Here is a 25,564-nt window from a genome sequence, read left to right as displayed (position 1 = left end):
GATGGCTATTGAATGGCAAACTGAGCGTCAGTATGACGAAATTTTATATGAAACATATAATGGGATTGCAAAAATCACCATTAACCGTCCGCATGTACATAATGCATTTACACCAAAGACTGTAAGTGAATTAATTGATGCATTCTCACGTGCTCGCGACAATTCAGATGTTGGTGTCATTGTCCTTGCAGGTGCTGGAGGAAAAGCATTCTGTTCAGGTGGAGACCAAAAAGTACGCGGGCATGGCGGCTATGTAGGAGACGATCAAATTCCACGTCTAAACGTCCTAGACTTACAGCGTTTAATTCGTGTCATTCCAAAACCAGTTATTGCGATGGTTGCGGGCTATGCGATTGGCGGCGGGCATGTGCTTCATGTCGTGTGTGACCTCACGATTGCAGCAGACAATGCGATTTTTGGACAAACAGGACCAAAAGTGGGCAGCTTTGATGCTGGTTATGGATCTGGCTATCTTGCACGTATTGTGGGTCATAAGAAAGCAAGAGAGATCTGGTACTTATGCCGTCAATACAATGCACAAGAAGCGCTTGATATGGGACTTGTCAACACAGTTGTACCATTAGAGCAGCTGGAAGAAGAAACAGTGAAGTGGTGTGAGGACATGCTAGAAAAGAGCCCGACTGCTTTACGATTCTTGAAAGCTGCATTTAATGCGGACACAGATGGATTAGCTGGTATTCAGCAATTTGCAGGAGATGCGACCCTTCTTTATTACACAACAGATGAAGCAAAAGAAGGACGCGATTCCTTTAAGGAAAAACGGAAGCCAGACTTCGGTCAGTTCCCTCGTTTCCCTTGATTCAATGATATGGATGAAAACAGCTTAGTGCATCAGACTGAGCTGTTTTCTTTTATGAAAAGGAGGTGTCATGATGAAGCAACCGAATTGGCTGCTGCACCGTGCGGATTTAACGCCAGACCGGGTCGCACTCATTTATCAAGACAAAGAGTGGACATTTCGTGATTTAGCGAATGATGTAGACCAACTTGCGAATCGACTGACACGTGCATCTTTTAAAAAAGGGGATACGGTTGCGATTTTAATGAACAACCATCCTCACATGGTCATGCTTGTTCACGCTTGTTTTTTATTAGGCTTCAAGATTGTGTTATTGAACAATAAGTTAACAAAAGCAGAGAGACGATTTCAGTTGGAAGATGCGAAAGTCATGGCTTTATTAACAGAGCCTGCATATGCAAATGAGCATCAAGGTGATTTACCTGTTTATACAATAGAGACTTTACCTGATGCAGATCATGATATGGAAAAGAAGGTCGTACATGATATTGATTTAAATGAGACGGCGACGATTATGTATACATCTGGAACGACAGGACGCCCTAAAGGGGTGGAGCAAACGTTTGGCAATCATTTTCATAGTGCTGTTTCCTCGGCATTGAATTTAGGGATCAGGGAGGACGACCGCTGGCTCATTGCCTTGCCTCTTTTTCATATAAGCGGTTTATCCGCTATATTTAAATCTGTCATATACGGTATGACTGTCGTGCTTCATCAAAAGTTTGATGTCGATGAAGTCAAGAATGCTATTGAACGGCATCGAGTGACGATGTTGTCAGTTGTTCAAACCATGCTGTCCCGTTTATTAAGTGGACTTGAAGAATGTCCGTCTTCTTTGCGCTGCCTGCTGTTAGGCGGAGGCCCTGCGCCTTATGCGATGCTTCAAGAGAGTAAGGAGAAAGGATTTCCTGTGTTTCAATCGTACGGTATGACGGAGACCTGCTCGCAAATTGTGACACTTGCACCCGAATTTAGTGTGGAAAAGCTTGGATCAGCGGGAAAGCCCCTTTTTGGATGTGAATTAAAGATTCAATATGAGGACCGTCCGTGTCGTCCTTTTGAGCATGGTGAAATCATGGTAAAAGGTGCAAATGTCATGAAAGGCTACCTTTATCGTCAAGAGGCAACAGCTGCTGCATTTGAGCAGGGCTGGCTGAAAACGGGTGATATTGGCTATGTAGATGAGGACGGATTCTTATTTGTGCTTGATCGGCGGTCAGACTTAATTATTTCTGGCGGAGAAAATATTTATCCAGCAGAAATTGAAGCAGTTCTTTTAACACATCCAAATGTAAAGGAAGCCGGAGTGACGGGTATGTATGATAAAAAATGGGGAGAGGTACCTGCTGCCTTCCTTGTGACAGATGAGCAGATTCCGGAGAATGAGCTCTATGCTTTGTGTCAGTCGCAATTAGCCAAGTATAAATGGCCCGCCGCTTTTCACTTTGTGGATGAGCTGCCAAGGAATGCGTCGAATAAATTGCAGAGGCACAGACTCAAATCAAAGGGGTTTTTAGATGATTCAAATTGAACGTGTGATCTTATATCATGTCACGATGAAACTCAAACAGCCATTTACAACAAGCCTTGGGACCATTTCAGAGCGTGAGTTTATTATTGTCGAGGTCAAAGATCAAACAGGATTAACTGGATGGGGAGAGGTATCTGCCTTCTCTTCTCCGTGGTATACAGAAGAAACCATCGAGACCTGCTATCACATGCTGAGGGCTTTCTTTATCCCGAACGTGCTGACCCGATCTTTTACACATCCTTCGGACATACCAGACAGCTTGTACCATTTTAAAGGCAATAGAATGGCCAAAGCGGGAATTGAGGCAGCTGTGTGGGATATTTATGCGAAGCGAGAAAATAAGTCCTTACGTGACGTCTTAGGCGGTACTAGAGATAGAATTCCATCTGGTGTCGTTGCGGGGTTAGGACCAATAGATGATATGATTCAGCAAATAGAGCAGTTTGTTGATCAAGGCTATCAGCGTGTGAAAGTGAAGATTAAGCCTGGACAAGATATTGGACTTCTACAAAAGATAAGAGAGTCTTTCCCTCACCTTCCGTTAATGGCGGATGCAAACTCTGCGTATGAATTAAAGGATATTAGCAAACTGAAGCAGCTCGACGATATTCGTTTATTAATGATTGAACAGCCTTTAGCTGCAGATGACATTGTCGATCATCGGCATTTGCAAAAGCATTTAAAAACACCAATCTGTTTGGATGAAAGTATTTGTTCTTTAGATGATGCGAGAAAAGCTGTAGAACTTGGAAGCTGTCAGATTATTAATGTGAAGCCTTCACGAGTTGGAGGGCTGACTGAAGCTCTTAAGATTCATGCGTTCTGCAAGGAGCAGCAGATTCCGTTATGGTGCGGGGGAATGATTGAAACAGGCATTTCTCGCGCGCAAAACGTGGCACTTGCATCACTTCCGCAATTTACGATTCCTGGGGATATTTCAGCATCGTCGAAATATTGGGAGCAGGATATCATTTTTCCTGAAATCAAAGTTGAAAATGGGTTTATTGAGGTGCCTCGTTCTCCAGGTATGGGCGTAGAAGTTGATTATCAAGCGCTTCGTTCTTTCTCAGATAAAATTGATGTGTTTACAAAACATGATTTTGTGAAATGAAAACAAATGAATCGCCATTTGCACCATCCATAGAACCACTGTATAGTTGAGGAAAGTTTTTCCTTCCTGTCTGAACAAAAAGAAAGAGCGGTCATCCGCTCTTTCTTACTCTTCTACAAGCCCGCTGTCGTAAGCAAGCTGTCCAATATACTGATACATGTCATTGGGCATGTCGGAAACATGTCCGTATTCATAATCCCAAAGATTTAAAAAGGAGTGAGCTGCTTGATAAAATGCAGCCTCGTCCGCGTCCTGAATTTCTTCAAGAAACGTTTGAGCAAGCCGATCGTTTTTCAAAGCGAAGCGCCTCCTTTAATGAGACTTAAAGGTCTTGAGGTTTAAACGTTTTACAGTCAGTTTCTTCACTTTTCTCAGCCGTATTTCCTGTATGGCTGACGACATAAATTGCATCTGCACCACAACGATTTCCAGTATTCCAGTAGGAACAGTTGTTTACTTCACAAAGGATTTTTTGACTCATACAGATGACCTCCTTTTGAGTATGTCTTTCATCTATAATGTAACCGAAGCACGGGTCGTTCATTCATGTTAATCTTCCTGACGAATATAACGCTTATCTTTCATAAACAATTTCCAGAAGAAGTAGAACCCAGGGAATAGGATGATAAACCCTACAATATACGTAATAAATAATGCCCTAAATGTGACGGGATCTGTAAATCCAGACATAATGGTAATATCAGGATAAGCCATATAGGGCAAATGCGCATGTCCATACACATAGCTTGCTAAGAAATATTGAATTGTAATGGCGATAACCGCTAAACGTGGTCTCCCTTTCCGATGTTTAAAGCGGCTGTTTGGTAAAAATAGAGCCAAACCTGCAAGCAAAAACATGAGTAGAGAAACAAGCAGGATCGGGATGTTCTGCATCATTTTAGTGAACAGCCAATTGGCCTCACTTCTCAGTGTGAGCATGATAAAGAAAGCCATCATGAGAGAAAGCGGACCTGTAATCAGTGCTCCTCTTCTATAAATGTTATAAGCCTCATCTTCGTTTGCAACATTAGAAAAATCAGCTAAAAGCAAAGATGAGAGGAAAAGGGTACTGAAAATCGCAAAACCTACGAAAGAATAGACATTTGCGCTTGTAAAGACCAATCCTAAATCTAATGAGTAGACATTATTCTCCTGAAAGATGAATCCACCATGTGTAATGGGGAGAACCATGATGAGGATGGACGGAATAATAAAGCCGCTAATTCCTGAAATATATGTCACGGCTTTTCTATATTTTTTAGGCAGTGAATGAGAGAAGACGAGAAATCCGCTTCGCAGTGCAAGAAGCAACAAAATAATGCTGCCGGGTATTAATAGAACAGTGCCTAGCACAAATGTTGCACCTGGAAACAGGCTAAACAAGGCAACGACGATGGCTACAATGAACACGTTTGTTACTTCCCAAGTTGGAGAAAGATACTTATTTGCGATATTTGCGGCCTTTGTCTGCTCTTTGTTCATGTAAATCATTGACCAAAATCCTGCACCGAAATCCATTGATGCCATCACTGCATAGATAAACACGAATCCCCATAAGATGGTGATTGCAATGAGTGCATCAGTTGTTACATCCATTTGCATCAAGATCGCTCCCTTTTTAAGATTCTGTTAAACGTAAGTCTTCTTCAATTGAATGTTTTTTAAAGTAGTACGTCAGTACAATCACAGTTGCGATGCCTAAAATGAGATAGACAATGGCAAAAAGGATGAAAAGTGTACCGATAGATCCTGATGATGTGACGACTTCAGAGGTTTTGAGCATTCGATAAATCACCCATGGCTGACGGCCTGTACAGGCAAAGATCCAGCCAAATTCAATCGCCAAAAGACTAAGAGGCCCGCCAAATAAATAAAGGACAAGCAGCCATTTTGGATAATGGTCGCGTTTTAAAATTTTGCGGTAAAACAGTGCTAACACAGCAAAGAAAATGAGCAATGAGCCGATAATGACCATTCCGTTAAATAATGTGTGAATAAATAAAGGCGGCCACTCGTCCCTAGGAAAATCATTTAACCCTTTAACCACAGTATCAAAGCTATTTCCTGCAAGAAAACTAAGTGCCCAAGGGATTTCGATAGCTCCTTTGATTTCTTGCGTATTGGCATCAGTAAAACCGCCAATGGCCAGAGGCGCATGTGATTGCGTTTCAAATAAACCTTCAGCACCCGCTAATTTTTCAGGCTGATATTCATATAGAAGCTGAGCTGATTCGTGACCGTTTAAGGCTGTGAGAAAAGAGAAAAGTCCACCAACAATCAGTCCAAGAAAAAGGGCTTTTCGATGAAAGGTATAGAGCTTTTCGTTTTTTCTAGTTTTCAACATTTTAAATGCAGCGACAGAAGCAATGACAAAAGCGCCTGTTGTAAAAGCAGACAGTACTACATGTGTAGCAGTGACAACAAAACTTGGATTGAAAAATGCCTTCCAAGGTTCGATATTCGTTATTTCTCCATTGACCATTTGAAAGCCAGCGGGTGTTCCTTCAAAAGCATGTACGTTTGTAATGAGAATCGCTGAAGCTGCTGCACCAATGACAACGAAAATAACGGTAATGATGCGCATGGCTGGTGATAAACGATCTGCTGCGTACACATAAATAGACATAAATAATGCTTCAATAAAGAAAGCATAAATTTCTATTTGAAATGGCAGTGACATGACTTTTCCGATGACCTCCATAAAACCAGGCCATAGAAGGGCAAGCTGCGTACCAGCAATGGTACCGGTTGGAATGGCAACACCTAACAGAACAGCCTGCGCTTTTGTCCATCGTTTGGCCATGATGGCATAATGCGGGTCCTTCGTTTTTTGAAAGATGAGTTCAGCTAACAAAATCATTAGCGGGATGCCTACGCCAAGCGAGGCATAAATAATATGGAAGCCCATTGTTGTGCCGAACAGACTTCTAGCTAAAACGAGATCAGTCAATTTTTTCTCCGCCTTTCTTATCGCATCTCTTTTGATGGTGTTTATTATTCTCCACCATTTTTAGATTATTCTTCCTGACTAAGAAAGCTTGTTTTTTGACAAGTTGTAAAAGAGGGAGTAGAATATAATTATAAAACGTAATCGTTACGTTTTGATGATGAAGGGAGTTTTGACATTGAAAAGAGATATTCATCCAACCTCACATGAAGTTGTATTTATGGACGTAAACAGCGGTTACCGCTTCTTAAGTAGATCAACAAAGACATCACATGAGACCGTAGAGTGGGAAGATGGGAAGACTTATCCTGTCATTAAAGTAGAGACAAGCTCTGATACGCATCCATTTTATACAGGACGCCAGAAATTCGGAGAAAAAGGCGGCAGAGCGGAGCAGTTTAAGAAAAAATACCAAATGTAGACAAAGAAACACACCTGATCATGGTGTGTTTTTTTGTGCAGTAAAAAACCCCGGCTGATCGCACGGGGTTCATGAATTCATTCAACATTTAAAGCTGTTTTTAATGTGTTTAAATTTTGTTTCATTAAGCTGACATAGCTTTCGCCATTTTTAGCATCATCTTCTGTAATGGATTCTAGATTTTTCAGTGTAAGGCTTTTTGCCCCAATTTCACTGCGAATCGTATCTGATACTTTACTGCTGACGTTATTTTCAAAAATGACATACTTGATGTGATGCTTTTCTGCCTGTTGTACGATATTTTCAAGCTGTTTTTGGGAAGGCTCTTCAGAAGCAGAGAGTCCTAGTACACTGATTTGCTCAATGCCATAGCGTTTTTCCCAGTAGCCGTATGCAGCGTGAGAAACAAGAATTTCTTTATGTTCTGCTTTAGATAACGTTGTTTTGAATTCCTGATCTAACGATTGTAATTCTTTTTTTAGTGATTCATAGTTTTTTGTGTATTCGTCTTTATGATCTGGATCTAGTGAAACGAGTGTGTCTTTAATGTTTTTTGCCATTTGCTGTGCATAAACAGGGTCTAGCCATGCATGGGGATCTTTATCCCCGTGGTCGTGTCCATCATGGTCATGATCTTCACCTTCATGATCGTGATCATGGTCCTCACCTTCTTCATGAGCATGTTCTTCTTGTGTTGATAATAGCTTGATGCCTTCGGCTGCTTTCACTGTTTTCACGCCTTGGTCTTTTAACGTAGAAGCCGTTTTATCAGCAAATGCTTCAGCACCTGTTCCGCTGTAAATAAAGGCATCTCCTTCAGCCATTTCAACCATCGTTTTTGAACTTGGTTCAAAGCTGTGTGCATCTGCATTGGCAGGATAGACACTTTGAGCGTTCACGTGAGAGCCGCCAATTTTTTCAGTGAAATCTTGAATAGGGAAGATCGTCGTGTAAATGGTTAATTTCCCGTCTGCTTTTCCTTTTGAAGCATTTGTCCCCGCACTGCTTGAGCAAGCGGCAAGACCGACCGCTAATAAAGCAGCTGTTAAAATAAAAAAGATTTTTTTCATCTAAGAATGTCTCCTCTCAACCTATTAGATAGAAATGATTACGATTTAATGTCCTGAGTTATTGTATCGTAATAATTACGATTTGAAAAGAGGAAAATAAAAAATTTTCATCAGAAGATGTTTCCTCTAAAAAAATAGACGTCAAAACGTGACGAAATTTAAAACATTGTGCTATATTTATTTTTAAAAAAAGAAAAAGGAATGGACAAACTTATGAAACTTTTAGACGAAATCATCGAATATAACCAACAATTTATTGAAGAGAAGCGATATGAAGAGTTTACAACAACGAAGTTTCCACAGAAAAAAGCTGTCATTCTATCATGTATGGATACAAGACTTGTTGAACTGCTTCCGCGCGCCATGAACATGAAAAATGGCGATATTAAAATTGTCAAAAGTGCTGGCGCTCTTGTTTCTCACCCATTTGGAAGTATTATGCGAAGCATTTTAGTGGCTGTTTATGAATTGAATGCTGACGAGGTGTACGTCATTGGGCATCACGATTGTGGTATGAGTAAAATAGACAGCCAAACCCTCTTAAATAAAGCCGTTGAGCGCGGTATTCCCGAAAAACGAATTGAAGTACTGGAATACTCAGGAATCGATTTTAAACAGTGGCTCAAAAGCTTTAGCTCAGTTGAAGAAAGTGTGAAAGACAGTGTATCTGTCGTTAAAAATCATCCGCTTCTTCCATCTAATGTACCTGTACATGGTCTTGTCATTGATCCTGGAACAGGTAAGCTTGACTTAGTTGTCAACGGTTATGAAGAAAAGTAAGTTATTTTTCCTTTTTAGGTGGGACTGGATCCATGCCTCCAGGATGCAGCGGGTGACATTTTAAAATTCGCTTAATCGTGAGCCATCCGCCTTTTAAAGCGCCGTGCGTTTTGATCGCCTCTAGCCCGTAGTTTGAGCAAGTGGGGTAAAACCTGCAGCTCGGCGGTGTTAGAGGGGAAATGCATTTTTGATAAAAGCGAATGATGCCGATAAAAATTTGTTTCATAGAGGTTCCTCCTTGTCTGTCTTTTCACAGTATAAGAAAAAAGGACAAGGAAGGGAAGTTTTATAAACTAAACTGGTCGGAACAATATGTTATAATATAGGAAATTGCAATTATAGGAGTGGTGATTAATGCCTTCAGTTGAAAGCTTTGAACTTGACCATAATGCTGTAAAAGCACCTTACGTTCGTCATTGCGGCGTTCATAAAGTGGGATCAGATGGGGAAGTGAACAAATTTGATATCCGTTTTTGTCAGCCAAACAAGCAGGCAATGAAACCTGATACGATTCATACATTAGAGCATTTACTTGCGTTTAATATTAGAACACACTCAGAGAAATACGATCATTTTGATATCATTGATATTTCTCCAATGGGTTGCCAGACTGGCTACTATTTAGTTGTCAGCGGTGCACCGACACCAAGAGAGATCGTTGAACTGCTTGATGCAACATTCAAAGATGCAGTGGAAGTAACAGAAATTCCTGCTGCAAATGAAGAGCAGTGCGGTCAAGCGAAGCTTCATGATCTTGAAGGAGCAAAACGTTTAATGCGTTTCTGGCTGTCTCAGGATCAAGAAGAGCTATTAAAAGTATTTGGATAATCAGTAATATGATGAACCGGACATATTGAATGTCCGGTTTTTTATATGAAATGAAATGAGAGCTGTTAAAATAGGGGATATTTGTTAAAATGGACATGTCAGTAAAAAAAGGGGGATACACGAATGCGGAAAATGGTAGGAATCATTTTGATGCTCGTATTACTTAGTGCATGTGGAAACTCGGCAGCGAGCAATGACAAGGGAGAAGTGCCTGAGCTATTAGAAGTCAAACTAACAGGGCCGGAGCAAGTGGAGAAAAATGAAAACGTTATCGTAAAAGCAGCTGTCACATATGGTGATACGCCTGTTGATGATGCAGATGATGTTGAATTTGAAGTGTGGAAAGATGGCGACAAGGATAACAGCAAGATGATTCAGCCAAAGAAAAAGGAGAAAGGTGTATATGAATTGCATACAGCTTTCAAACAAGATGGCCTTTATATCATACAAGTCCATGTGACAGCTAAACAGCAGCATAATATGCCGAAGACAAACATCCATGTAGGTGATGTGAAAAAAGAGAGTTCATCTACTGAAGAAGAAGATACCTCACATCATTGAAAGTGGTTTTATTTTGGGTTAGGACGTTGGTTTGGTTCAGCATCCTGTGGTGAATCGACTTTATGCTTGTAATCATAAGCCTTTGATGTCGTCCACAGTGATAAAAAGACAACGATTGAGATAATGATAAAGCTGATAATCCCAAGTAACAGCATCTAACTCCCTCCTTATTTCCATATTAACATATATTTCATGCGGTCAAAATAGAAGAAAATGATGGCAGGTTTCAGTATAATAAAAAAAGGGTAATCCCATACTAAACGCAACTACATAAGGAGGAATCAACATGTCTGAAAAATTATTAAACGTCGTCAATAAACAAGTAGCAGATTGGACTGTGCTTTACGTAAAATTACATAACTATCACTGGTATGTAAAGGGAAAAGATTTCTTTACACTCCATGAAAAATTCGAAGAATTATATACAGAAACAGCCACTTATATCGATGATTTGGCTGAGCGTATGCTCGCATTAAATGGACAACCTGTTGCGACAATGAAAGAGTGCTTAGAAATTTCTAGCATTCAAGAAGCGGAAGGCAATGAATCAGCCGAGCAAATGGTGAAAAATCTGTATGATGATTTCTCTAATATTGCAGAAGAACTTAAGCGAGGCATGGAGCTGGCTGCAGAAGTTGGCGATGAAACAACAGGTGATATGCTGCTTGCGATTCATCAATCCATTGAAAAACACAACTGGATGCTTAAAGCATACTTAGGATAAGCGAATGTGAAAGGAATGTCGATCATTAAACAGATCGGCATTCTTTTTTTGTGGATTTGTGACAGACAGCCCATTGAATTGATGGGGCTTTCAGCCGAAGAGAAAAGGGAAGGGAGGGGAGAAAATGTCCTCAATTGCAGGAATGATGAGCCAGCAAGTGGCGAGTATTCAAAAAACACTTAATATCAGTTTATTGAATTCACAGCTTGCCACGAACACAGCCCAAGCCATGGTGATGCTCGATCAAGTGCAGCAGCAGCCTCAAGCTGTTCAGCCCAAAGATTCAGACGCTACGTTTATTGATGTCAGAGTTTAACCAAGAAAGCCGCCGTCACAGGCGGCTCTTTTTATGCGCTTCACGATTTTTTTGAACAGCTAACCATGCCTTTATTTTTTGTCGTCCAAGCTATTCATCAAATGCGGCATATACTATTGAGGTAAGAAGTTCCACTATGAAAGGATGTTGATGCCAAGTGAGCAAGGATTTAGGCATCTTTTCGTTGTTTACAGTCAGTTTGTCGGCAATGGGCTTTCTGTTTGGTGGAGCAGGATATTTACTCATGATATTAGTGACACTCATGGCTATAGAATTAATTTGTTCAAGCCTAAGAGAATCTGTGACTGGACAACTTACGATGAAGCGTTTTTTGACCAGGCTTGTTCGAAAGGTTGTGACGATCTCTTTAATATCCATGGCACATTTCTTCGATGTCATGCTGAAGACTGGGGGGACAATTAAGGATTTAGCGCTCATCTTTTATATTATTTATGAATCGTACCAGATTGTCTCAACAGCCAGAGCTCTCGGAATTCCTATTCCACAGTTGTTTATTGATGTGTTAGACATGATTAAAAATAAATTGCGCAAAAAGCCGTAATTTCTTCATATCTGGTCATACTAAAGGAAAAAGGATGAATCAGATGGCGAGACACACATACTATGTATCCGTTCAAGACGGATCAATCTCACAGCACAGAGACGCGGCTGCTTGGCAATTTCAGATAGAAGCAGATGATGACCAAATCTTGCAGTTAAGAGAGTATTTTGATGAACAGTATATGACAGATTGGAAAGGTTTCTTTCGGGCGCATGTTCCATTTCTTGAATATCATTATGATAGTCCAAACGACGAAATGGATAGGAAAAGAAAAGAAATTTACTCGATGATTCATGATCTCGGTAATGAAGAGACAAAGAACTTTATTGAGACCAATGGACTGATGAATTGAAAAAGCATGTAGAGACATTCTACATGCTTTTATTTTCGAGGCTGTAAGATACCGCCGATTAGATCACTGATTCCGCCTCTATTTTCCTGCTGTGAGTTGGTGATTTCGTGTGAGGTACTCTGACTCTGGGGTTTGTACCGGTTATCATCTATCCCGACCCGCATTCCAGATGTTCGTTCAGATGGCTGGATAATCACAATTTGGTCCTGTTCATGAAATTCAAACAAGTAGGATTCGCCTGATGTTTGTCCAATGAACGTTTTCCAGTTCACATCTAATTTGACTTTCGGTGCTTTGCCCGTCCAAGCGACAATGGCGTCAGGATCTACACGGCAAGGTGCTTTTAAAATCAGCGGGTTTCCATTTGTTTTGATGGCAACCTGCGCCCCGTGACCTTGATACGAGAGCTTTGAAGTAAATAGCCCTTTTTGTGATAAAATCCCAACGCCTACTGGTGTCACGCCATAGTGACATTCTTCAGTAAAGGCAAGTAAATCTTCACTTTCCACGCTAACATGTTGCCAAGGACCGTTCGGCTCAAGATTGATGACGGTCACATGCTCGCTAGAATCAGCCAAGTAGCAAGTGCCTTGTCCACTCACTTCCATCATCTCAAGGTTTTCACCTGTTAATTTTCTGCTAATATGATTAAATACTTGGCTGACCATATTTCCTTTATTCGTCCCAAGTAATCGTTTACGGTATTGAAATGTACCTTGATCGGCAATCATAGCGCCTTTTTTAGCAAAAAAGATCCCGTTGCCTTCTGCTTGTAAGGTCAGTTCTTCGATCGTGTTGAAATGAAATCCCATTTGTGCCAGCTCCTTTCCTTTGTCAAGATGTGAATTCGTAGATGCGGCATAGGTCGTTTAAATCAAGGGTCGTACCTTGTCCGGTAGCGGTGATTTTCCATTCGTTCTCAACTCTCGTTAGTTCAGCACAAATGATGGATGTAAAAAATGAATAATCTTCTGTTAACTGAAAGGTACAAATCTCCTGTTGTGTGATTTGATCTGAAAGGCGCAAGTAGGCATTGGTCACCTGTCCAAAATGATGTGCCCGCTCGTGTACATCATGTATCGTGGCTGTTACGACGATTTTCTGAATATCGGGTGAGACTCTGCTCAGTTGCATAATGATGATCTCATTATCCCGATGGCCTCCACCGACCTGATGATCACCTAGATGGCGAACAGCTCCATCTAAGCTTTGCTGCTGATGATAATAGATCAGGTGTTTTGGAGACAGAAGCTTGTCCTCTTCATTTAAGAGAAACACTTGCGTATCTAAATCAATTGGCTGACCAGATAAGTCCCAGCCAAGTCCGATATGAATTTGATCTACATTTGGATTGTCTTTTGTTAAATCTAACTTTTGTCCTTTCATGAGGTGTTTCTTCACTGCCTCAAGAGAAGCGTCTTCTTTCTCATGTTGCCTCATTGGCCATGCTTTGTTATTTTCTTGTTTTGATCCATTTGTGATGCTCATGGTGGTTTCCTCCTCGTCTGTGTAGGACAAACACTTATTGATTTACGTTGTCATGGGCAAAAGGTTTCATGATTAAAATGGGATGAGGATGGAGATGATAAAAAGGTTTTAGCAAGAATACTTATTTTACATACAGACGAGATAGAAGCACTTGTTTGTTTCACTTTTCATAAAAATTCTTCAGAGAAATGTGATCTGTGGTATGATGTTTTACAAGAAGCAAGGACAGGATATGAGGGATTTCACATGCATGTATTTAAAGACTATTATCATAATACGGTCAAGCTCTCTTTTGAAGAGCAGCCTTTTTCAAGTCATCCTAAGCATGTTTGGGCTATTTGCCGCTATCAAGGAAAATGGCTACTTACTGAACATGAGGATCGAGGCTACGAGTTTCCAGGAGGGAAAGTAGAGCCAAATGAAGAAGCAGATCAAGCCGCTATACGAGAGATTCACGAAGAGACGGGTGCTGTTGTTCGTGAATTAACGTATATTGGTCAATATCAGGTGCTTGGCAGAGAGAAAGTCATTGTCAAAAATATTTATTTCGCTGATATTGAAAGGCTCGTCAAGCAGGACACGTATTTTGAAACGAAAGGACCCGTTCTTTTCGCAGACTTACCAAGATCCATCGCAAAAAATAAAAATTTCAGTTTTATTATGAAAGATGATGTTTTAAGACAAAGTCTGGCTTATTTAGAAAAGAACGGTTTGATTCGTTAAAAAAAGCGCAGGGAAATGACCCTGCGCTTTTTATTTTTGCAGAAAACGGCGTTCCAGCCATTCAACAAGCTGATACATGATGGTGGCGAAGACGGCGATAATGAAAAGACTTAAGAACACGAGTGTAAAGTTGAAGACTTGAAAGCCATAGATGATCATATAGCCGAGTCCTTTTGAGGATACAAGGAATTCTCCCACAATGACCCCAACCCAAGAAAGACCAACATTGACCTTAATGGCAGAGATCATCGTTGGAATACTTGCTGGCAAAATGACCTCACGGAAGACCGTTCTTTTTTTTGCGCCAAAGGTTTTCATGACTTTTAAATAATTCTCATCGACTTCTTGAAAGGCTGTATAAATGACGATGGTGGTAATGATCACACTGATAATGGCACCCATCGCGACAATGCTGATCATGCCTGGTCCAAGGGCAACAATTAAAATGGGGGCGAGAGCGACTTTCGGCATCGCATTTAAAATAACCAAATAAGGATCTAGAACATTTGCAAGACGGGTGGACCACCATAAGGCGGCGGCTAATAAAATGCCGCAAAAAGTACCAAGTAGAAAGCCGAGCACTGTTTCAAATAGCGTAATGCTCATATGATTAATTAATGAACCATCTGATAATTTTTGTACAAACAATTGGCAGACAGCAGATGGTGAACTGAAAATGAGCGGGTCAATCAGTCTGAAATGGCTCGCAAGCTCCCAAAGCGAAAAGAAACTGGCGAAAATGATCAACTGGTAGACTCGCGTCATGCGTTTTTCCATTCGAATTTTTTTTCGATAGGCTTCATGTAAAAGATCACTGTGTTTCAACTGTCTTCAGCTCCTTCCAAATCGTTTGAAAGAGCTCTTGGAAACTTGCTGTCTGTCTCGCTTCAAAAGGAGAGAGCGTCCTCAGATCATCTGGAACGGTAAACATTCGCTGGATAGAGCCTGGATGCTTTGAGAATAAGAAAATGCGATCACTCATCGCAATGGCTTCGCCGATGTCATGCGTGACAAGAACAGCCGTTTTTTGGTAGTTTTTTAATGTGTGAAAGACGAGGTCTTCTAATGTCAGTTTCGTCTGGTAATCTAGTGCTGAAAATGGCTCATCTAGCAGAAGCAGGCCGGGATCAACTGCAAGCGTTCGGGCGAGAGCCGCACGCTGCCTCATCCCGCCTGATAGCTCCTTCGGGTATTTTTCTTCGACATCATTGAGTCCAAGCTTTGGCAGTAAGCTAAGGGCAGCTGAGGTGGCTTCATGTGAATCTTGTTTTGCAATTTTCAACCCGAGAATGACATTTTCCTTGATCGTTTTCCATGGGAACAAATAATCTTGCTGGAGCATATAACCGATTTGATGCTCCTGTTGATTCGGTTCTTTTCCTTCGATTAAAATTCGACCTTCAGAGGGTGGCGTAATGCCTGCGATGATGGAAAGCAAGGTTGTTTTTCCGCAGCCGCTAGGACCAATAAATGAGATGAATTCACCTTGAGTGATCTCCATATTGATGTGCTGTATGGCCGTTGTTTTTTCTTTTAAAGAGAAGTACGTGTGGGTCACATGGTCAATTTGAAGGAAAGACATGTGCTACCTCCTGTTCTATTTGTGATCTGTGACCTTCTTGGCAATGGATGAATCGACAAGTTGTTTGTACGGGATAAATTCCGGCAGTTCACCACTTGCCTTCATGATTTCCTGTAATTTGTTCCATTCCTCTTCATTTAGAAGGGGATCTGTTGCATAGGAGTTCTGCTGTTTGTAGCGTTTGATAGCTGTTGATAAGACATCAAGGTCTGTATCAGGAAATTGAGATTGGATTGTCTCGGCAATCTCCTCTGGGCTCTTTGCTTTGACCCATTTTTGCGCTTTATAAATGGCACGAGTAAAGGCTTCAGCTGTCTCTTTGTTTTCCTCTAAGTAACTCTTCTTTGCCATAAAGGTGGTATAAGGCACCTTGCCGGAAGCCTCACCAAAGGAGGCGGTAATGTACCCTTTGCCTTCTTTTTCAATTAAGGAAGCTGTCGGTTCGAATAACTGCACAAAATCGCCAGTTCCAGAGGAAAAAGCACCTGAAATGTTGGCAAAATCAATATTTTGAATCATGCGAAGATCCTGTTTCAAATCAATGCCTTCTTTTTTCAGGACATATTCACCGACCATTTGCGGCATGCCGCCTTTCCGTTGTCCGAGAAAGTCCTTTCCTTTCAATTGATCCCAAGAGAATTGATTGATTTTTTCCCTTGAAACAAGAAATGTACCGTCTGTTTGTGTCAGCTGTGCAAAGTTCATGACAGAGTCTTTCGTGTCTTGTGCTTCCACATAAATAGAAGATTCAGATCCGGTCAGAGCGATATCAGCGCCGCCGGATAAGAGAGCTGTCATTGTTTTATCGCCGCCCCAAGTGGTTTTTAATTCAACCTCTAAGCCTTCATCTTTGAAAAATCCTTCGGATAGGGCGACATAAAGCGGTGCATAAAAGACCGAATGGGTCACCTCGGCTACTTGTACGGTCTGCTCTTGGTCTTTTTTACAGGCGACAAATGGAATAAAGAGCAGGACAACGAATATGAATGCCAGTCTGACTTTAATGGAACGATTCAAGAGTAATTCGCCTCCTTTGTTCTAGGTCACTAATTAAAGTATGTCAAAAGGGATTTTTGGTGAGTGCCTAGATGAAATAAGAAGCGCATTGTTTATTTATAGAACGTGTCTTTTTTTCTATACTAGAAGCATGAATGCTTTCTTGAATTTGGTAGAAATAAAGGAGCGGTTTCGTGTATAGATTGAGTTGGATATTTGTTGGTTGGTATGTAGTAGGTCTTATTTTAATGGTCTTTTTTGAAGTGCCGGCATGGCTTCAGTTTGCGAATGGTATCTTTCTTGTGCTTTACGCCTGCTGCGTCATTGAGATTGGCCGAAATATCTACGGGGCATGGAGCTTTGTAATCGTAAGAGCAGCCATTGTGGGTGTGTTGACATTTACAGTTGAATGGGTGGGAATCACAACTGATTTTCCATTTGGGGCCTATGATTATTATCCGACGCTTGGATTTCTTGTGGCGGGAGTGCCTTTGACGATCGCTTTTGCATGGGTTGGTGTGTTTTTAAATAGTCTTTTTTTATCAAGACAACAATCGAAGTGGAAGCGAGCCGTCGAAACGGGTATATGGATTGTACTGCTTGATCTCATATTAGATCCGGTAGCGGCTGAACGAAAGTTTTGGGTGTGGTATGACGGCGGAGGTTTCTTTGGTATCCCTTTTGAGAATTTTGTCAGCTGGGGTATCATTGGAGCAGGACTTTCATTTCTGTTCCCGCTCGTATCCATTGATCAGCAGGCATTGCGCTGGAATGGACGTATTTATCAGGCCATGGTGTTCTTCTTTGGTCTTTTAGCATTAAAGGGCGGGCTGGATGTCATTTTTTATTTAGCACTGATCATTGTCATCTTGTGTGAAGGAAGGGTTCGATTTGAAAGAAAGCGACAAAAACCGATCGTTTAGACGACTCTTTTATTTTTATCTTGAACGATATTTACTGAACAAACATTTTCGCTGTGTCATGATGAAAGGTACGGTTGACCCAAAGGAGAAGCATCCTGTTCTTTATCTTGCCAATCACAGTTCATGGTGGGATGGACTGATCATTTTTCTTTTAATAGAACAAATGTCTGAGCTGGATCATGCCATGATGATGGAAGAGAAGCAGTTGAAGCAATATGCTTTTTTTCAAAAACTTGGTGCATTTCCAGTTCATAAAGAGAAGCTGAAAAGTGTCAAGCAGGCATTAATGACCGCAAAGGAGAAGATGGAGGCTGGCGGGGCTGTGTGGCTCTTCCCGCAGGGGAAAATCATGCACCAAGACATAAGGCCGCTTGAACTGGAAGGCGGAGCTTCTTTTTTAATCAGGCAATTTGAGCAGGTCGTCATCAAACCTGTGACCCTACATTATACATTTAATCAATTTCAAAAACCGACGGTATCGGTTGAGTTTGGAGAAGATGTCCTAGTAGCTTGCGGATCACTTCGCAGTAAGGAAGTAACAAGTTTACTCGGAGACCTGCTTGAAACACAGTTAAACGCACATCAAGCACAGGTTATTGCTGATCCAGATTTTTCAACAAACGAACAATTTAGGCAGGTGACAAGGACAAGCCGGTCAACTAGTGATGCGTTTGATTCCTTTAAAAAGTGGGTGAAAACATGGCGGTCTTCTTAATTGTCATCAGTGTTTTGCTGCTCTGCCAATTGATGTTTACGATTTGGAATATGAAGCAATTTCCTGTACTCAAGCCGGCATCTCTTTCACCTGATGAACCCATTTCATTATCGATCCTCATTCCAGCGAGAAATGAAGAAAAACGGCTGGAAGCCTGCCTTCAGTCGATTGTTGATCAGCGTCTCCATCCGAAAGAGTTGATCGTGCTGGATGATCACTCGACAGATCAGACGAGAATGATTGCAGAGGGCTTCGCAGAGACATATCCATGGATTCGCGTGCAGTCAGGTCAAGTACTGAAACGAGGATGGCTTGGAAAATCATATGCTTGTTCCCAGCTTGCTGAGGCAGCATCTTCTGATTGGCTGTTATTTTTAGATGCAGATGTCCGCTTAAAACAAGGAGCTATTGAAGCGGTGTACAAGCAGTTATGCATACAAAAAACGGGCATGCTTTCAGGTTTCCCAGAGCAAAAAACGGGAACGCCTTTTGAGCATCTTGTCGTTCCTATGATGATGTTTACGATTGGCTGTCATCTGCCAGTGAAGTGGGTCAGAACATCTCAACATCCTGCTTTTGCCGCAGCACATGGCGGCTTTATTGCCATTGAAAAGAACTGTTATCACGAAATAGGTGGTCATGAAGCGATCAAGGATTCTCTTGTGGATGATATGGCTTTGGCTAAACGTGTGAAAACGAAGGGCTTTCCGTTCACACTCGCAAGTATTCATTCTTTTGTCTACATGAGAATGTATGAGAGTGGACAGGAAGTATGGGAAGGATATCGGAAAAATTTGTTCCCGGGAGTGAATCGAAACATTGCTTTGTTAAGCAGTGTCTTTTGTTTATACTCCGTCCTTTATGTAGTTCCTGTTATTTGCTTTATGATCGCACTGATTCATTTTGATGTGGTCAATCTCTGTTTAGCCCTTCTTTGCTACGGGCTTGGTGTATCCATTAAAGCGGTCATTGATATCGAAAATGGAAGAACATCTACGATGGCCTTTTTATTGCCTGTCAGTATCATAAGCCTGATGGCCATTGGTTTTGCTTCCATGAAAATTGGGCTGAAAAAAGAAGGCTATGAATGGAAAGGAAGAAGGTACGAATGAAAAAAGTGATCATTATTGGCGGCGGACTTGGCGGGTTATCGGCTGCGATTCGCTTACAGTCACACGGTTTCCAGGTCACCATTTTAGAAAAAGAAGCTTCTTTAGGCGGGAAATTACAACGCCATCAAGCGTCTGGCTACTCTTTTGATTTAGGACCGAGTACCATTACAATGAAGGCGTATTTTGAGGAAGTATTTACCTCCTGTCATAGACGAATGGAGGATTATGTGACGTTTTATCCGATTTTCCCGCTTACTAAAAACGTTTTTTCAGATGGACATACGGTCGAGTTTACGCCAGATATTGAGCAAATGGAATCACAAATTGCAGTTTTTAGTCCAGAGGATGCAAAGCGATACCGGGCATTTTTACAGGAATCGAAGAAGCTTTTTCAAATGGCAGAGGATCAGTTTTTAAATCGTTTATTATTGAGCTGGAAGGATAAAGCGGATATCAAGTTAATGAAAGCCCTTCTTGCTGTCAAACCTTTTACATCCGTTCAGCGCTTGCTACGTCAATATTTTCGTCATCCTCATACATTGGCGATGTTTGGCCGGTATGCGACTTACATTGGCTCTTCTCCATACGAGGCACCTGCTATTTTTAATATGATGGCTTATTTAGAAGGAGAAAAAGGCATTTATGGTATTAAGGGCGGTACGTATCGTTTAGTTGAGGCATTTGAGACACTGGCAAAGGAATTGGGTGTCCAAATTCATCTCAATGAACGAGTCAAAAAGATTCATGTGAAGAATAAGCGAATCCAAGGAGTTGAAACGGATCAGCAGTTATATGAAGCAGATCAAGTCATTGCGGGGGCAGATGCACTGACTGTTTATCGCCAATTAATTGATGAAGAAGACCGCCCGAGCTTTGGAAATCAAAAACTGGCAAACATTGAGCCATCGTTATCAGGTTTTGTTCTTTTGTTGGGCGTCCCTAAAGTCTATGAACAATTGTCTCATCACAACGTGTTTTTTCCAGAGAATTATGAACAAGAATTCAAGGATATTTTTCAGAAAAAACAGCTTCCTCATGATCCGACGCTTTACATCTGTTATTCAGGTCATTCAGAGCCAGCTTTAAACGGAGGGCCAGGAAGAAGTAACTTGTTTGTATTGGCCAATGCGCCATATGTGACAAAAGAGCAAAATTGGGACATGCTAAAGGAGACATATGGCCAGCATATGAAAACAAAACTAAAGGAAAAGGGTCTCTTTGATCTTGACCAGCTTGTAGAATTTGAAGCGGTACAAACCCCGCTTGATTTACAGCAAAAAACGGGAGCGTATCATGGGGCCATTTATGGCATGTCGTCAAACTCATTCAAGCAGGCATTTTTTCGCATCAATAATCAATCAAAGGATATTGAAGGGCTTTGGTTTGTTGGCGGCACAAGTCATCCAGGCGGCGGCACTCCGATGGTGACAAAATCAGGACAGCTCGTCGCAGAGGCCATTATCAAGCATTTGACGTAACACCGAATGAAAAGGAGAGAATTCAAGTGATTGTGGAAAAGAGAAGGTTCCCGTCGCCACATCCGCATATTCACTTATATACAGTGACATATGAGGCCGATGGACTTCGGATGAAGGGGCTGCTCGCTGAACCGGCCGGAGAAGGTCTCTATGACGGTTTTTTATATTTACGCGGCGGCATTAAAAATGTGGGAATGGTTAGACCTGGCCGAATTGTGCAATTTGCTGCGCAAGGGTTTGTCGTCTTTGCGCCCTTCTACCGAGGGAATCAAGGAGGCGAAGGGAACGAGGATTTTGCCGGAGAAGATCGGAAAGATGCATTTGCTGCATTTCAGCTGTTGAAACATCATCAAAAGGTGAAGCAGGAGCGCATTCATATCTTTGGTTTTTCCCGCGGCGGAATTATGGGCATATGGACCGCTGTTGAAATGAAGCATGAGGCCGCTTCCTTTGTGACATGGGGAGGCGTAAGTGATATGAAGCTCACCTATGAAGAACGTGTGGATATGAGAAGAATGATGAAGCGTGTGATAGGAGGTCCTCCGCATAAGGTACCAGAAGCATATGAGGCTAGAACGCCTTTGAATCATGTGCACCAAATTGAAGCACCTGTCCTAATCATTCATGGGGAGCTGGATGAGAATGTATCCATTGAGCATGCGTATTTATTAGAAGATGCCCTGCGTCAGCATGGCAAGTCTGTGGAAACATGGTATTTTCACGGATATCATCATTATTTCCCGCCACAGCATAACCGGGAGATTGTCAGACGGCTGACGACATGGATGCACAGCCGAAAAGGCGGAAATGTGGTAAAATAAACGGTAGAAAGAAATATAGAAAGTAGGGGGATTTTCATTATGGGAATGCCTGTTGAATTTAATACAATGATTGTCACAAAAGGAAAAGAGACAAGAATTGAAGAAAATGTGTTTGAGCTCATGAAGGAAGGGTACCGCATTTATCCATTAAATATTCCGCTTGAGGTGCGTAAAACGAAAGACGGAGAAAAAACAGGGACAGCACATGTTGAAAAGCTGGAGCTCACAGACAATGTCACGAAGGTGACGTACCGTCTTGTGTCATTGCATTCAACGAACTAAAAAAGCTGAGGGATTCATTCCCTCAGCTTTTTCCTTTTGATTAGACGAGTGGTCCGCCTTTTGCTTCAATATCACTTGCTGCATGGCTGAATTTTTTGAAGTTCTTTTTAAATTCATTTGCAAGGAAGTTTGCTTTTTCTTTGTAAGCCTCTTGATCGTCCCATGTTTTAGCAGGCTGAAGCACTTCATCTGGCACTCCCGGAATATGAAGCGGGATGTGTAATCCGAAGATGTCGTCAGTGATCATTTCAGCGTTGTCAAGATCGCCTTCGATCGCTGCCTGCACCATTGCTCTTGTATGAGCAAGATTCATTCGTTTGCCCGTACCGTAGCCGCCGCCAGTCCAGCCTGTATTCACAAGGAATACTTTTGCGCCGTGCTCATCGATTTTTTTACCAAGCATTTCAGCATAGACATGAGCAGGAAGTGGCAAGAATGGTGAACCAAAGCAAGTAGAGAACGTTGTTTCTGGTGACGTCACGCCACGCTCAGTTCCCGCTAATTTACTTGTGTAACCGCTCAAGAAGTGGTACATCGCTTGTTCTTTCGTTAAACGGCTGATTGGAGGTAAAACGCCGAATGCATCAGCTGTTAAAAAGACGATAGCAGATGGGTGACCTGCAATACTTGGTTTCACGATGTTATCAATCATTTCGATTGGGTAAGCCGCACGTGTATTTTCAGTAAAGAATGTGTCATCATAATCTGCTTCACGTGTTTCTTCATCAAGTACTACATTTTCAAGCACTGATCCGAAGCTGATGGCTTTGTAAATTTGGGGTTCTTTTTCTTCACTTAAGTTCACGCATTTTGCATAGCATCCGCCTTCAATATTGAACACACCTGTGTTAGACCAGCCGTGCTCATCGTCTCCAATCAGCTTGCGGCTTGCACTTGCAGAAAGCGTCGTTTTTCCAGTACCTGAAAGGCCGAAAAATAAAGCAACATCGCCTTCTTGACCGACGTTAGCAGAGCAGTGCATTGATAAAATATCTTGTTCAGGAAGCAGGTAGTTCATAACAGAGAAAATGGATTTTTTCATCTCTCCTGCATATTCTGTTCCACCGATCAGAATCGTCCGTTTTTCAAAAGAAACGATAATAAACGTTTCAGAGTTTGTGCCATCTGTTTCAGGATCTGCTTTAAAGTGAGGTGCAGATAAGATGGTGAAAGGTTTTTCGTTTGATGATGGTGTTGATCCATCAGGTCTGATGAATAGCTGCTTTGCAAAGAGATTGTGCCAAGCGAATTCATTTACAACTGTAATGGGCATACGGTATTTTTCGTCAGCACCGGCAAAACCATCAAAGACAAATAGTTCATCACGTTCTTTTAAGTATGACACAACCTTTGTATATAAACGATCAAATGCCTCTTTCGAGATCGGCTGATTGACTTGACCCCAATCAATTTTATGTTCAGAGTTTTCTTCTTTTACGATGAATTTATCTTTAGGCGAACGTCCAGTGTAGGCACCCGTTGTGGCGCGGACAGCACCAGTTGAAGTTAAAACGCCTTCATTACGTGCCAAAATCTTTTCAACAAGTTTCGGAACAGATAAATTTTGGTGCGTATTTTCTAATGAGAGCAATGACTGCAAATCTTCTTTTAAATCCACTGAGTTCATAAAAAAACCCTTCCTTTACCGTTGAATTTGTTTGTTTTGATTAGTATAACACATTAATAATAATAGTCTATACTATTTAAATATTTTTGTGTGTGTTTTTTCATTTCTGCTATGAAAATATGCTTTTTGGTGATGCTAATGATGAGGTGAAAAAAAGGGGAGATAATTCCTATGAACCATTGACATGACGCAAGGGTTTAAGATAAGATATCTTATTGAACGGATACTCTTATCCCGAGTTGGTGGAGGGACAGGCCCGATGAAGCCCAGCAACCGGTTTCTTATGAAAAAGGCATGAACATGCTGAGAAACCAAGGTGCTAACCTGATGCAAGGTACAAGAACACCTTGAGCGATAAGAGTGAAAGGCATGCGATCTCAGACCCTTTCCTCGCAATGAAGGAAATGGTTTTTTTATTTTTGGGATATCATATGAACAAATTGCCAATAACATCTCTAATATAAACATGTTGAAATATAAGAGGGAACGAGTTCCGTATCATATTGGAGGCCTCATCTTGGGATGATGTGGTCTTGTACAGGAGGAAATAGCCATTATGAGTCAAAATCGTCGTTTATTTACTTCAGAATCAGTGACCGAAGGACATCCAGATAAAATCTGTGATCAAATTTCAGACAGCATTTTGGATGAAATTTTAAAGAAAGATCCAAATGCACGTGTTGCCTGTGAAACTTCTGTAACAACCGGTCTCGTATTAGTAAGCGGTGAGATTACAACGTCTACTTATGTTGACATTCCAAAGACGGTGCGTGACACGATTAAGGAAATTGGCTACACACGTGCGAAATATGGTTTTGATGCGGAAACATGTGCGGTTCTTACATCAATTGATGAACAGTCTGCTGATATTGCGCAAGGTGTAGACAAAGCGCTTGAAGCACGTGAAGGAACAATGACTGAAGAAGAAATTGATGCGATCGGTGCAGGTGACCAAGGTCTGATGTTTGGTTTTGCAAATAACGAAACTGAAGAGCTTATGCCACTGCCGATTTCTCTAGCACATAAATTATCTCGCCGTTTAACAGAAGTACGCAAGAATGAAACACTTGCATACCTTCGTCCAGACGGAAAAACTCAGGTAACAGTTGAATATGATGAACAAAACAAACCAGTTCGTATTGATACGGTGGTTATTTCTACACAGCATGCACCAGAAGTGACGCTTGAACAAATTCAAAGCGACTTAAAAGAGCATGTCATCCGCCCTGTCGTTCCAAGTGAACTGATCGATGAAGAAACAAAATACTTCATCAACCCAACAGGCCGCTTTGTTATCGGTGGACCTCAAGGGGATGCTGGTTTAACTGGACGTAAAATCATCGTTGACACTTATGGCGGGTATGCTCGTCACGGTGGCGGTGCTTTCTCTGGTAAGGATGCAACGAAGGTTGACCGTTCTGCAGCATATGCGGCTCGCTATGTAGCGAAAAACATCGTAGCAGCTGGTCTTGCAGATTCATGTGAAGTGCAGCTTGCTTATGCAATTGGTGTTGCACAGCCTGTTTCCATTTCAATTGATACATTTGGAACAGGAAAAGCCTCTGAAGAGAAATTAATTGAAGTGGTACGTGCAAACTTTGATCTTCGTCCAGCTGGCATTATTAAAATGCTTGACTTACGTCGTCCGATCTATAAACAAACCGCTGCATACGGACACTTTGGCCGTCATGACTTGGATCTTCCATGGGAAAAAACGGATAAAGCCGACACGCTTCGCAAGGAAGCATTAGGAGAATAACAACATACAAAACCGCTTATTTTAAGCGGTTTTCC

32 protein-coding genes and 1 riboswitch are annotated in these 25,564 nt (G+C 41.5%); of the genes, 19 read left to right on the top strand and 13 right to left on the bottom strand.

What is annotated here, in order from left to right; all coding sequences use genetic code 11:
• Position 1: 1 nt before the first annotated feature.
• From menB to menC, 3 genes are all read left to right on the top strand, one after another.
• Positions 2-820, top strand: a complete 819-nt coding sequence (menB, locus tag ACSBQP_RS18260; RefSeq protein ID WP_008342913.1) for a 1,4-dihydroxy-2-naphthoyl-CoA synthase — start codon at positions 2-4, stop codon at positions 818-820.
• A gap of 70 nt (positions 821-890) precedes the next feature.
• Positions 891-2,351: an o-succinylbenzoate--CoA ligase gene (locus ACSBQP_RS18255; protein WP_435028691.1), complete on the top strand. Its 1,461-nt coding sequence runs from the start codon at positions 891-893 to the stop codon at positions 2,349-2,351.
• A complete protein-coding gene (gene menC, locus ACSBQP_RS18250) occupies positions 2,338-3,462 on the top strand; it encodes an o-succinylbenzoate synthase (RefSeq protein ID WP_008342917.1) in 1,125 nt (374 codons plus the stop codon). The genes ACSBQP_RS18255 and menC overlap by 14 nt, the downstream gene beginning before the upstream one ends.
• Before the next feature lie 105 nt (positions 3,463-3,567).
• Here the strand turns inward: menC and ACSBQP_RS18245 are convergent, their stop codons facing one another.
• The 4 genes from ACSBQP_RS18245 to ACSBQP_RS18230 all read right to left on the bottom strand — a co-directional run bounded on the left by ACSBQP_RS18245 (position 3,568) and on the right by ACSBQP_RS18230 (position 6,412).
• Positions 3,568-3,759, bottom strand: a complete 192-nt coding sequence (locus ACSBQP_RS18245; RefSeq protein ID WP_008342920.1) for a hypothetical protein — start codon at positions 3,757-3,759, stop codon at positions 3,568-3,570.
• 25 nt (positions 3,760-3,784) lie between these two features.
• The gene (locus tag ACSBQP_RS18240; protein ID WP_008342921.1) at positions 3,785-3,943 is read right to left on the bottom strand and encodes a DUF1540 domain-containing protein; all 159 of its coding nucleotides are present in this window, start codon (positions 3,941-3,943) and stop codon (positions 3,785-3,787) included.
• A 68-nt stretch (positions 3,944-4,011) separates the two neighbouring features.
• Positions 4,012-5,058: a cytochrome d ubiquinol oxidase subunit II gene (locus tag ACSBQP_RS18235; RefSeq protein WP_169476099.1), complete on the bottom strand. Its 1,047-nt coding sequence runs from the start codon at positions 5,056-5,058 to the stop codon at positions 4,012-4,014.
• A gap of 22 nt (positions 5,059-5,080) precedes the next feature.
• Positions 5,081-6,412, bottom strand: a complete 1,332-nt coding sequence (locus tag ACSBQP_RS18230; RefSeq protein ID WP_046344298.1) for a cytochrome ubiquinol oxidase subunit I — start codon at positions 6,410-6,412, stop codon at positions 5,081-5,083.
• A gap of 175 nt (positions 6,413-6,587) precedes the next feature.
• Between ACSBQP_RS18230 and ACSBQP_RS18225 the strand changes: the two genes are divergently transcribed.
• Positions 6,588-6,830 carry a type B 50S ribosomal protein L31 gene (locus ACSBQP_RS18225; RefSeq protein WP_017358374.1) on the top strand — a complete coding sequence of 81 codons (243 nt, stop codon included), beginning with the start codon at positions 6,588-6,590 and terminating at the stop codon, positions 6,828-6,830.
• 77 nt (positions 6,831-6,907) lie between these two features.
• On the opposite strand, the gene ACSBQP_RS18220 is transcribed toward ACSBQP_RS18225, so the two are convergent.
• Entirely contained in the window at positions 6,908-7,900 is a 993-nt protein-coding gene (locus ACSBQP_RS18220; protein WP_024719324.1) for a metal ABC transporter solute-binding protein, Zn/Mn family, read from the bottom strand.
• 213 nt (positions 7,901-8,113) lie between these two features.
• Here ACSBQP_RS18220 and ACSBQP_RS18215 point away from each other — a divergent pair, with 213 nt between their 5' ends.
• Positions 8,114-8,680, top strand: coding sequence for a beta-class carbonic anhydrase (locus ACSBQP_RS18215; protein WP_345911063.1), 567 nt, complete (start codon positions 8,114-8,116; stop codon positions 8,678-8,680).
• Between the two features lies 1 nt (position 8,681).
• On the opposite strand, the gene yidD is transcribed toward ACSBQP_RS18215, so the two are convergent.
• On the bottom strand, positions 8,682-8,906 hold the full coding sequence (yidD, locus tag ACSBQP_RS18210) for a membrane protein insertion efficiency factor YidD (RefSeq protein ID WP_008342933.1): 225 nt from the start codon (positions 8,904-8,906) through the stop codon (positions 8,682-8,684).
• A gap of 128 nt (positions 8,907-9,034) precedes the next feature.
• Here yidD and ACSBQP_RS18205 point away from each other — a divergent pair, with 128 nt between their 5' ends.
• Together ACSBQP_RS18205 and ACSBQP_RS18200 are read left to right on the top strand one after the other, a co-directional pair.
• Positions 9,035-9,508, top strand: a complete 474-nt coding sequence (locus ACSBQP_RS18205; protein WP_008342935.1) for an S-ribosylhomocysteine lyase — start codon at positions 9,035-9,037, stop codon at positions 9,506-9,508.
• 123 nt (positions 9,509-9,631) lie between these two features.
• Positions 9,632-10,069, top strand: a complete 438-nt coding sequence (locus ACSBQP_RS18200; RefSeq protein ID WP_017367907.1) for a FixH family protein — start codon at positions 9,632-9,634, stop codon at positions 10,067-10,069.
• A gap of 8 nt (positions 10,070-10,077) precedes the next feature.
• Here the strand turns inward: ACSBQP_RS18200 and ytzI are convergent, their stop codons facing one another.
• The gene (gene ytzI, locus ACSBQP_RS18195; RefSeq protein WP_017358370.1) at positions 10,078-10,224 is read right to left on the bottom strand and encodes a YtzI protein; all 147 of its coding nucleotides are present in this window, start codon (positions 10,222-10,224) and stop codon (positions 10,078-10,080) included.
• A 131-nt stretch (positions 10,225-10,355) separates the two neighbouring features.
• On the opposite strand from ytzI, the gene ACSBQP_RS18190 reads away from it, so the two are divergent.
• The 4 genes from ACSBQP_RS18190 to ACSBQP_RS18175 all read left to right on the top strand — a co-directional run bounded on the left by ACSBQP_RS18190 (position 10,356) and on the right by ACSBQP_RS18175 (position 12,023).
• Positions 10,356-10,793: a Dps family protein gene (locus tag ACSBQP_RS18190; protein WP_007501934.1), complete on the top strand. Its 438-nt coding sequence runs from the start codon at positions 10,356-10,358 to the stop codon at positions 10,791-10,793.
• Between the two features lie 124 nt (positions 10,794-10,917).
• The gene (locus ACSBQP_RS18185) at positions 10,918-11,109 is read left to right on the top strand and encodes a hypothetical protein (RefSeq protein ID WP_008342942.1); all 192 of its coding nucleotides are present in this window, start codon (positions 10,918-10,920) and stop codon (positions 11,107-11,109) included.
• Positions 11,110-11,266: 157 nt separating this feature from the next.
• On the top strand, positions 11,267-11,671 hold the full coding sequence (locus ACSBQP_RS18180) for a phage holin family protein (RefSeq protein ID WP_008342944.1): 405 nt from the start codon (positions 11,267-11,269) through the stop codon (positions 11,669-11,671).
• A 43-nt stretch (positions 11,672-11,714) separates the two neighbouring features.
• Positions 11,715-12,023 carry a hypothetical protein gene (locus ACSBQP_RS18175; RefSeq protein WP_008342945.1) on the top strand — a complete coding sequence of 103 codons (309 nt, stop codon included), beginning with the start codon at positions 11,715-11,717 and terminating at the stop codon, positions 12,021-12,023.
• A gap of 29 nt (positions 12,024-12,052) precedes the next feature.
• Here the strand turns inward: ACSBQP_RS18175 and ACSBQP_RS18170 are convergent, their stop codons facing one another.
• Positions 12,053-12,835 (bottom strand): AIM24 family protein, encoded by a 783-nt coding sequence (locus tag ACSBQP_RS18170; protein ID WP_008342947.1) that lies wholly within the window; start codon positions 12,833-12,835, stop codon positions 12,053-12,055.
• Between the two features lie 22 nt (positions 12,836-12,857).
• On the bottom strand, positions 12,858-13,511 hold the full coding sequence (locus ACSBQP_RS18165) for a TerD family protein (RefSeq protein ID WP_435028690.1): 654 nt from the start codon (positions 13,509-13,511) through the stop codon (positions 12,858-12,860).
• A 246-nt stretch (positions 13,512-13,757) separates the two neighbouring features.
• Between ACSBQP_RS18165 and ytkD the strand changes: the two genes are divergently transcribed.
• The gene (gene ytkD / locus ACSBQP_RS18160) at positions 13,758-14,234 is read left to right on the top strand and encodes an RNA deprotection pyrophosphohydrolase (RefSeq protein WP_008342951.1); all 477 of its coding nucleotides are present in this window, start codon (positions 13,758-13,760) and stop codon (positions 14,232-14,234) included.
• A gap of 30 nt (positions 14,235-14,264) precedes the next feature.
• On the opposite strand, the gene ACSBQP_RS18155 is transcribed toward ytkD, so the two are convergent.
• Genes ACSBQP_RS18155 through ACSBQP_RS18145 form a run of 3 tightly spaced genes read right to left on the bottom strand, consistent with a single transcriptional unit; the run spans position 14,265 to position 16,833 of the window.
• Positions 14,265-15,011, bottom strand: coding sequence for an ABC transporter permease (locus tag ACSBQP_RS18155; protein ID WP_370529235.1), 747 nt, complete (start codon positions 15,009-15,011; stop codon positions 14,265-14,267).
• A 34-nt stretch (positions 15,012-15,045) separates the two neighbouring features.
• Positions 15,046-15,816, bottom strand: a complete 771-nt coding sequence (locus ACSBQP_RS18150; RefSeq protein ID WP_008342956.1) for an ABC transporter ATP-binding protein — start codon at positions 15,814-15,816, stop codon at positions 15,046-15,048.
• Between the two features lie 15 nt (positions 15,817-15,831).
• Positions 15,832-16,833 (bottom strand): ABC transporter substrate-binding protein, encoded by a 1,002-nt coding sequence (locus tag ACSBQP_RS18145; RefSeq protein WP_144610514.1) that lies wholly within the window; start codon positions 16,831-16,833, stop codon positions 15,832-15,834.
• A 173-nt stretch (positions 16,834-17,006) separates the two neighbouring features.
• Here ACSBQP_RS18145 and ACSBQP_RS18140 point away from each other — a divergent pair, with 173 nt between their 5' ends.
• From ACSBQP_RS18140 to ACSBQP_RS18115, 6 genes are read left to right on the top strand one after another with little or no spacing between them, the layout of a single operon-like run.
• The gene (locus tag ACSBQP_RS18140; RefSeq protein ID WP_052320820.1) at positions 17,007-17,735 is read left to right on the top strand and encodes a carotenoid biosynthesis protein; all 729 of its coding nucleotides are present in this window, start codon (positions 17,007-17,009) and stop codon (positions 17,733-17,735) included.
• Positions 17,704-18,450 carry a lysophospholipid acyltransferase family protein gene (locus ACSBQP_RS18135; protein WP_366963368.1) on the top strand — a complete coding sequence of 249 codons (747 nt, stop codon included), beginning with the start codon at positions 17,704-17,706 and terminating at the stop codon, positions 18,448-18,450. The genes ACSBQP_RS18140 and ACSBQP_RS18135 overlap by 32 nt, the downstream gene beginning before the upstream one ends.
• Positions 18,435-19,562 (top strand): glycosyltransferase, encoded by a 1,128-nt coding sequence (locus ACSBQP_RS18130; protein WP_366963369.1) that lies wholly within the window; start codon positions 18,435-18,437, stop codon positions 19,560-19,562. Before ACSBQP_RS18135 ends, ACSBQP_RS18130 begins: the two co-directional genes overlap by 16 nt.
• Positions 19,559-21,040 (top strand): phytoene desaturase family protein, encoded by a 1,482-nt coding sequence (locus ACSBQP_RS18125; RefSeq protein ID WP_366963370.1) that lies wholly within the window; start codon positions 19,559-19,561, stop codon positions 21,038-21,040. Before ACSBQP_RS18130 ends, ACSBQP_RS18125 begins: the two co-directional genes overlap by 4 nt.
• Positions 21,041-21,066: 26 nt before the next feature.
• Positions 21,067-21,861 (top strand): alpha/beta hydrolase family protein, encoded by a 795-nt coding sequence (locus tag ACSBQP_RS18120; RefSeq protein WP_017367901.1) that lies wholly within the window; start codon positions 21,067-21,069, stop codon positions 21,859-21,861.
• A gap of 39 nt (positions 21,862-21,900) precedes the next feature.
• On the top strand, positions 21,901-22,143 hold the full coding sequence (locus tag ACSBQP_RS18115; RefSeq protein ID WP_003217584.1) for a DUF2584 domain-containing protein: 243 nt from the start codon (positions 21,901-21,903) through the stop codon (positions 22,141-22,143).
• A 40-nt stretch (positions 22,144-22,183) separates the two neighbouring features.
• Here the strand turns inward: ACSBQP_RS18115 and pckA are convergent, their stop codons facing one another.
• On the bottom strand, positions 22,184-23,770 hold the full coding sequence (pckA, locus tag ACSBQP_RS18110) for a phosphoenolpyruvate carboxykinase (ATP) (RefSeq protein ID WP_007501908.1): 1,587 nt from the start codon (positions 23,768-23,770) through the stop codon (positions 22,184-22,186).
• Between the two features lie 226 nt (positions 23,771-23,996).
• Positions 23,997-24,131, top strand: a riboswitch (SAM riboswitch).
• Between the two features lie 195 nt (positions 24,132-24,326).
• On the opposite strand from pckA, the gene metK reads away from it, so the two are divergent.
• Positions 24,327-25,529, top strand: a complete 1,203-nt coding sequence (gene metK / locus ACSBQP_RS18105) for a methionine adenosyltransferase (protein ID WP_008342973.1) — start codon at positions 24,327-24,329, stop codon at positions 25,527-25,529.
• Positions 25,530-25,564 lie beyond the last annotated feature (35 nt).

The sequence above is a fragment of the Bacillus sp. G402 genome (genome assembly GCF_051172515.1).
Taxonomy (GTDB): domain Bacteria; phylum Bacillota; class Bacilli; order Bacillales; family Bacillaceae; genus Bacillus; species Bacillus altitudinis.
Note: the sequence above shows the minus strand (reverse complement) of the source record. Positions and strands in the feature narration are given on the sequence as shown.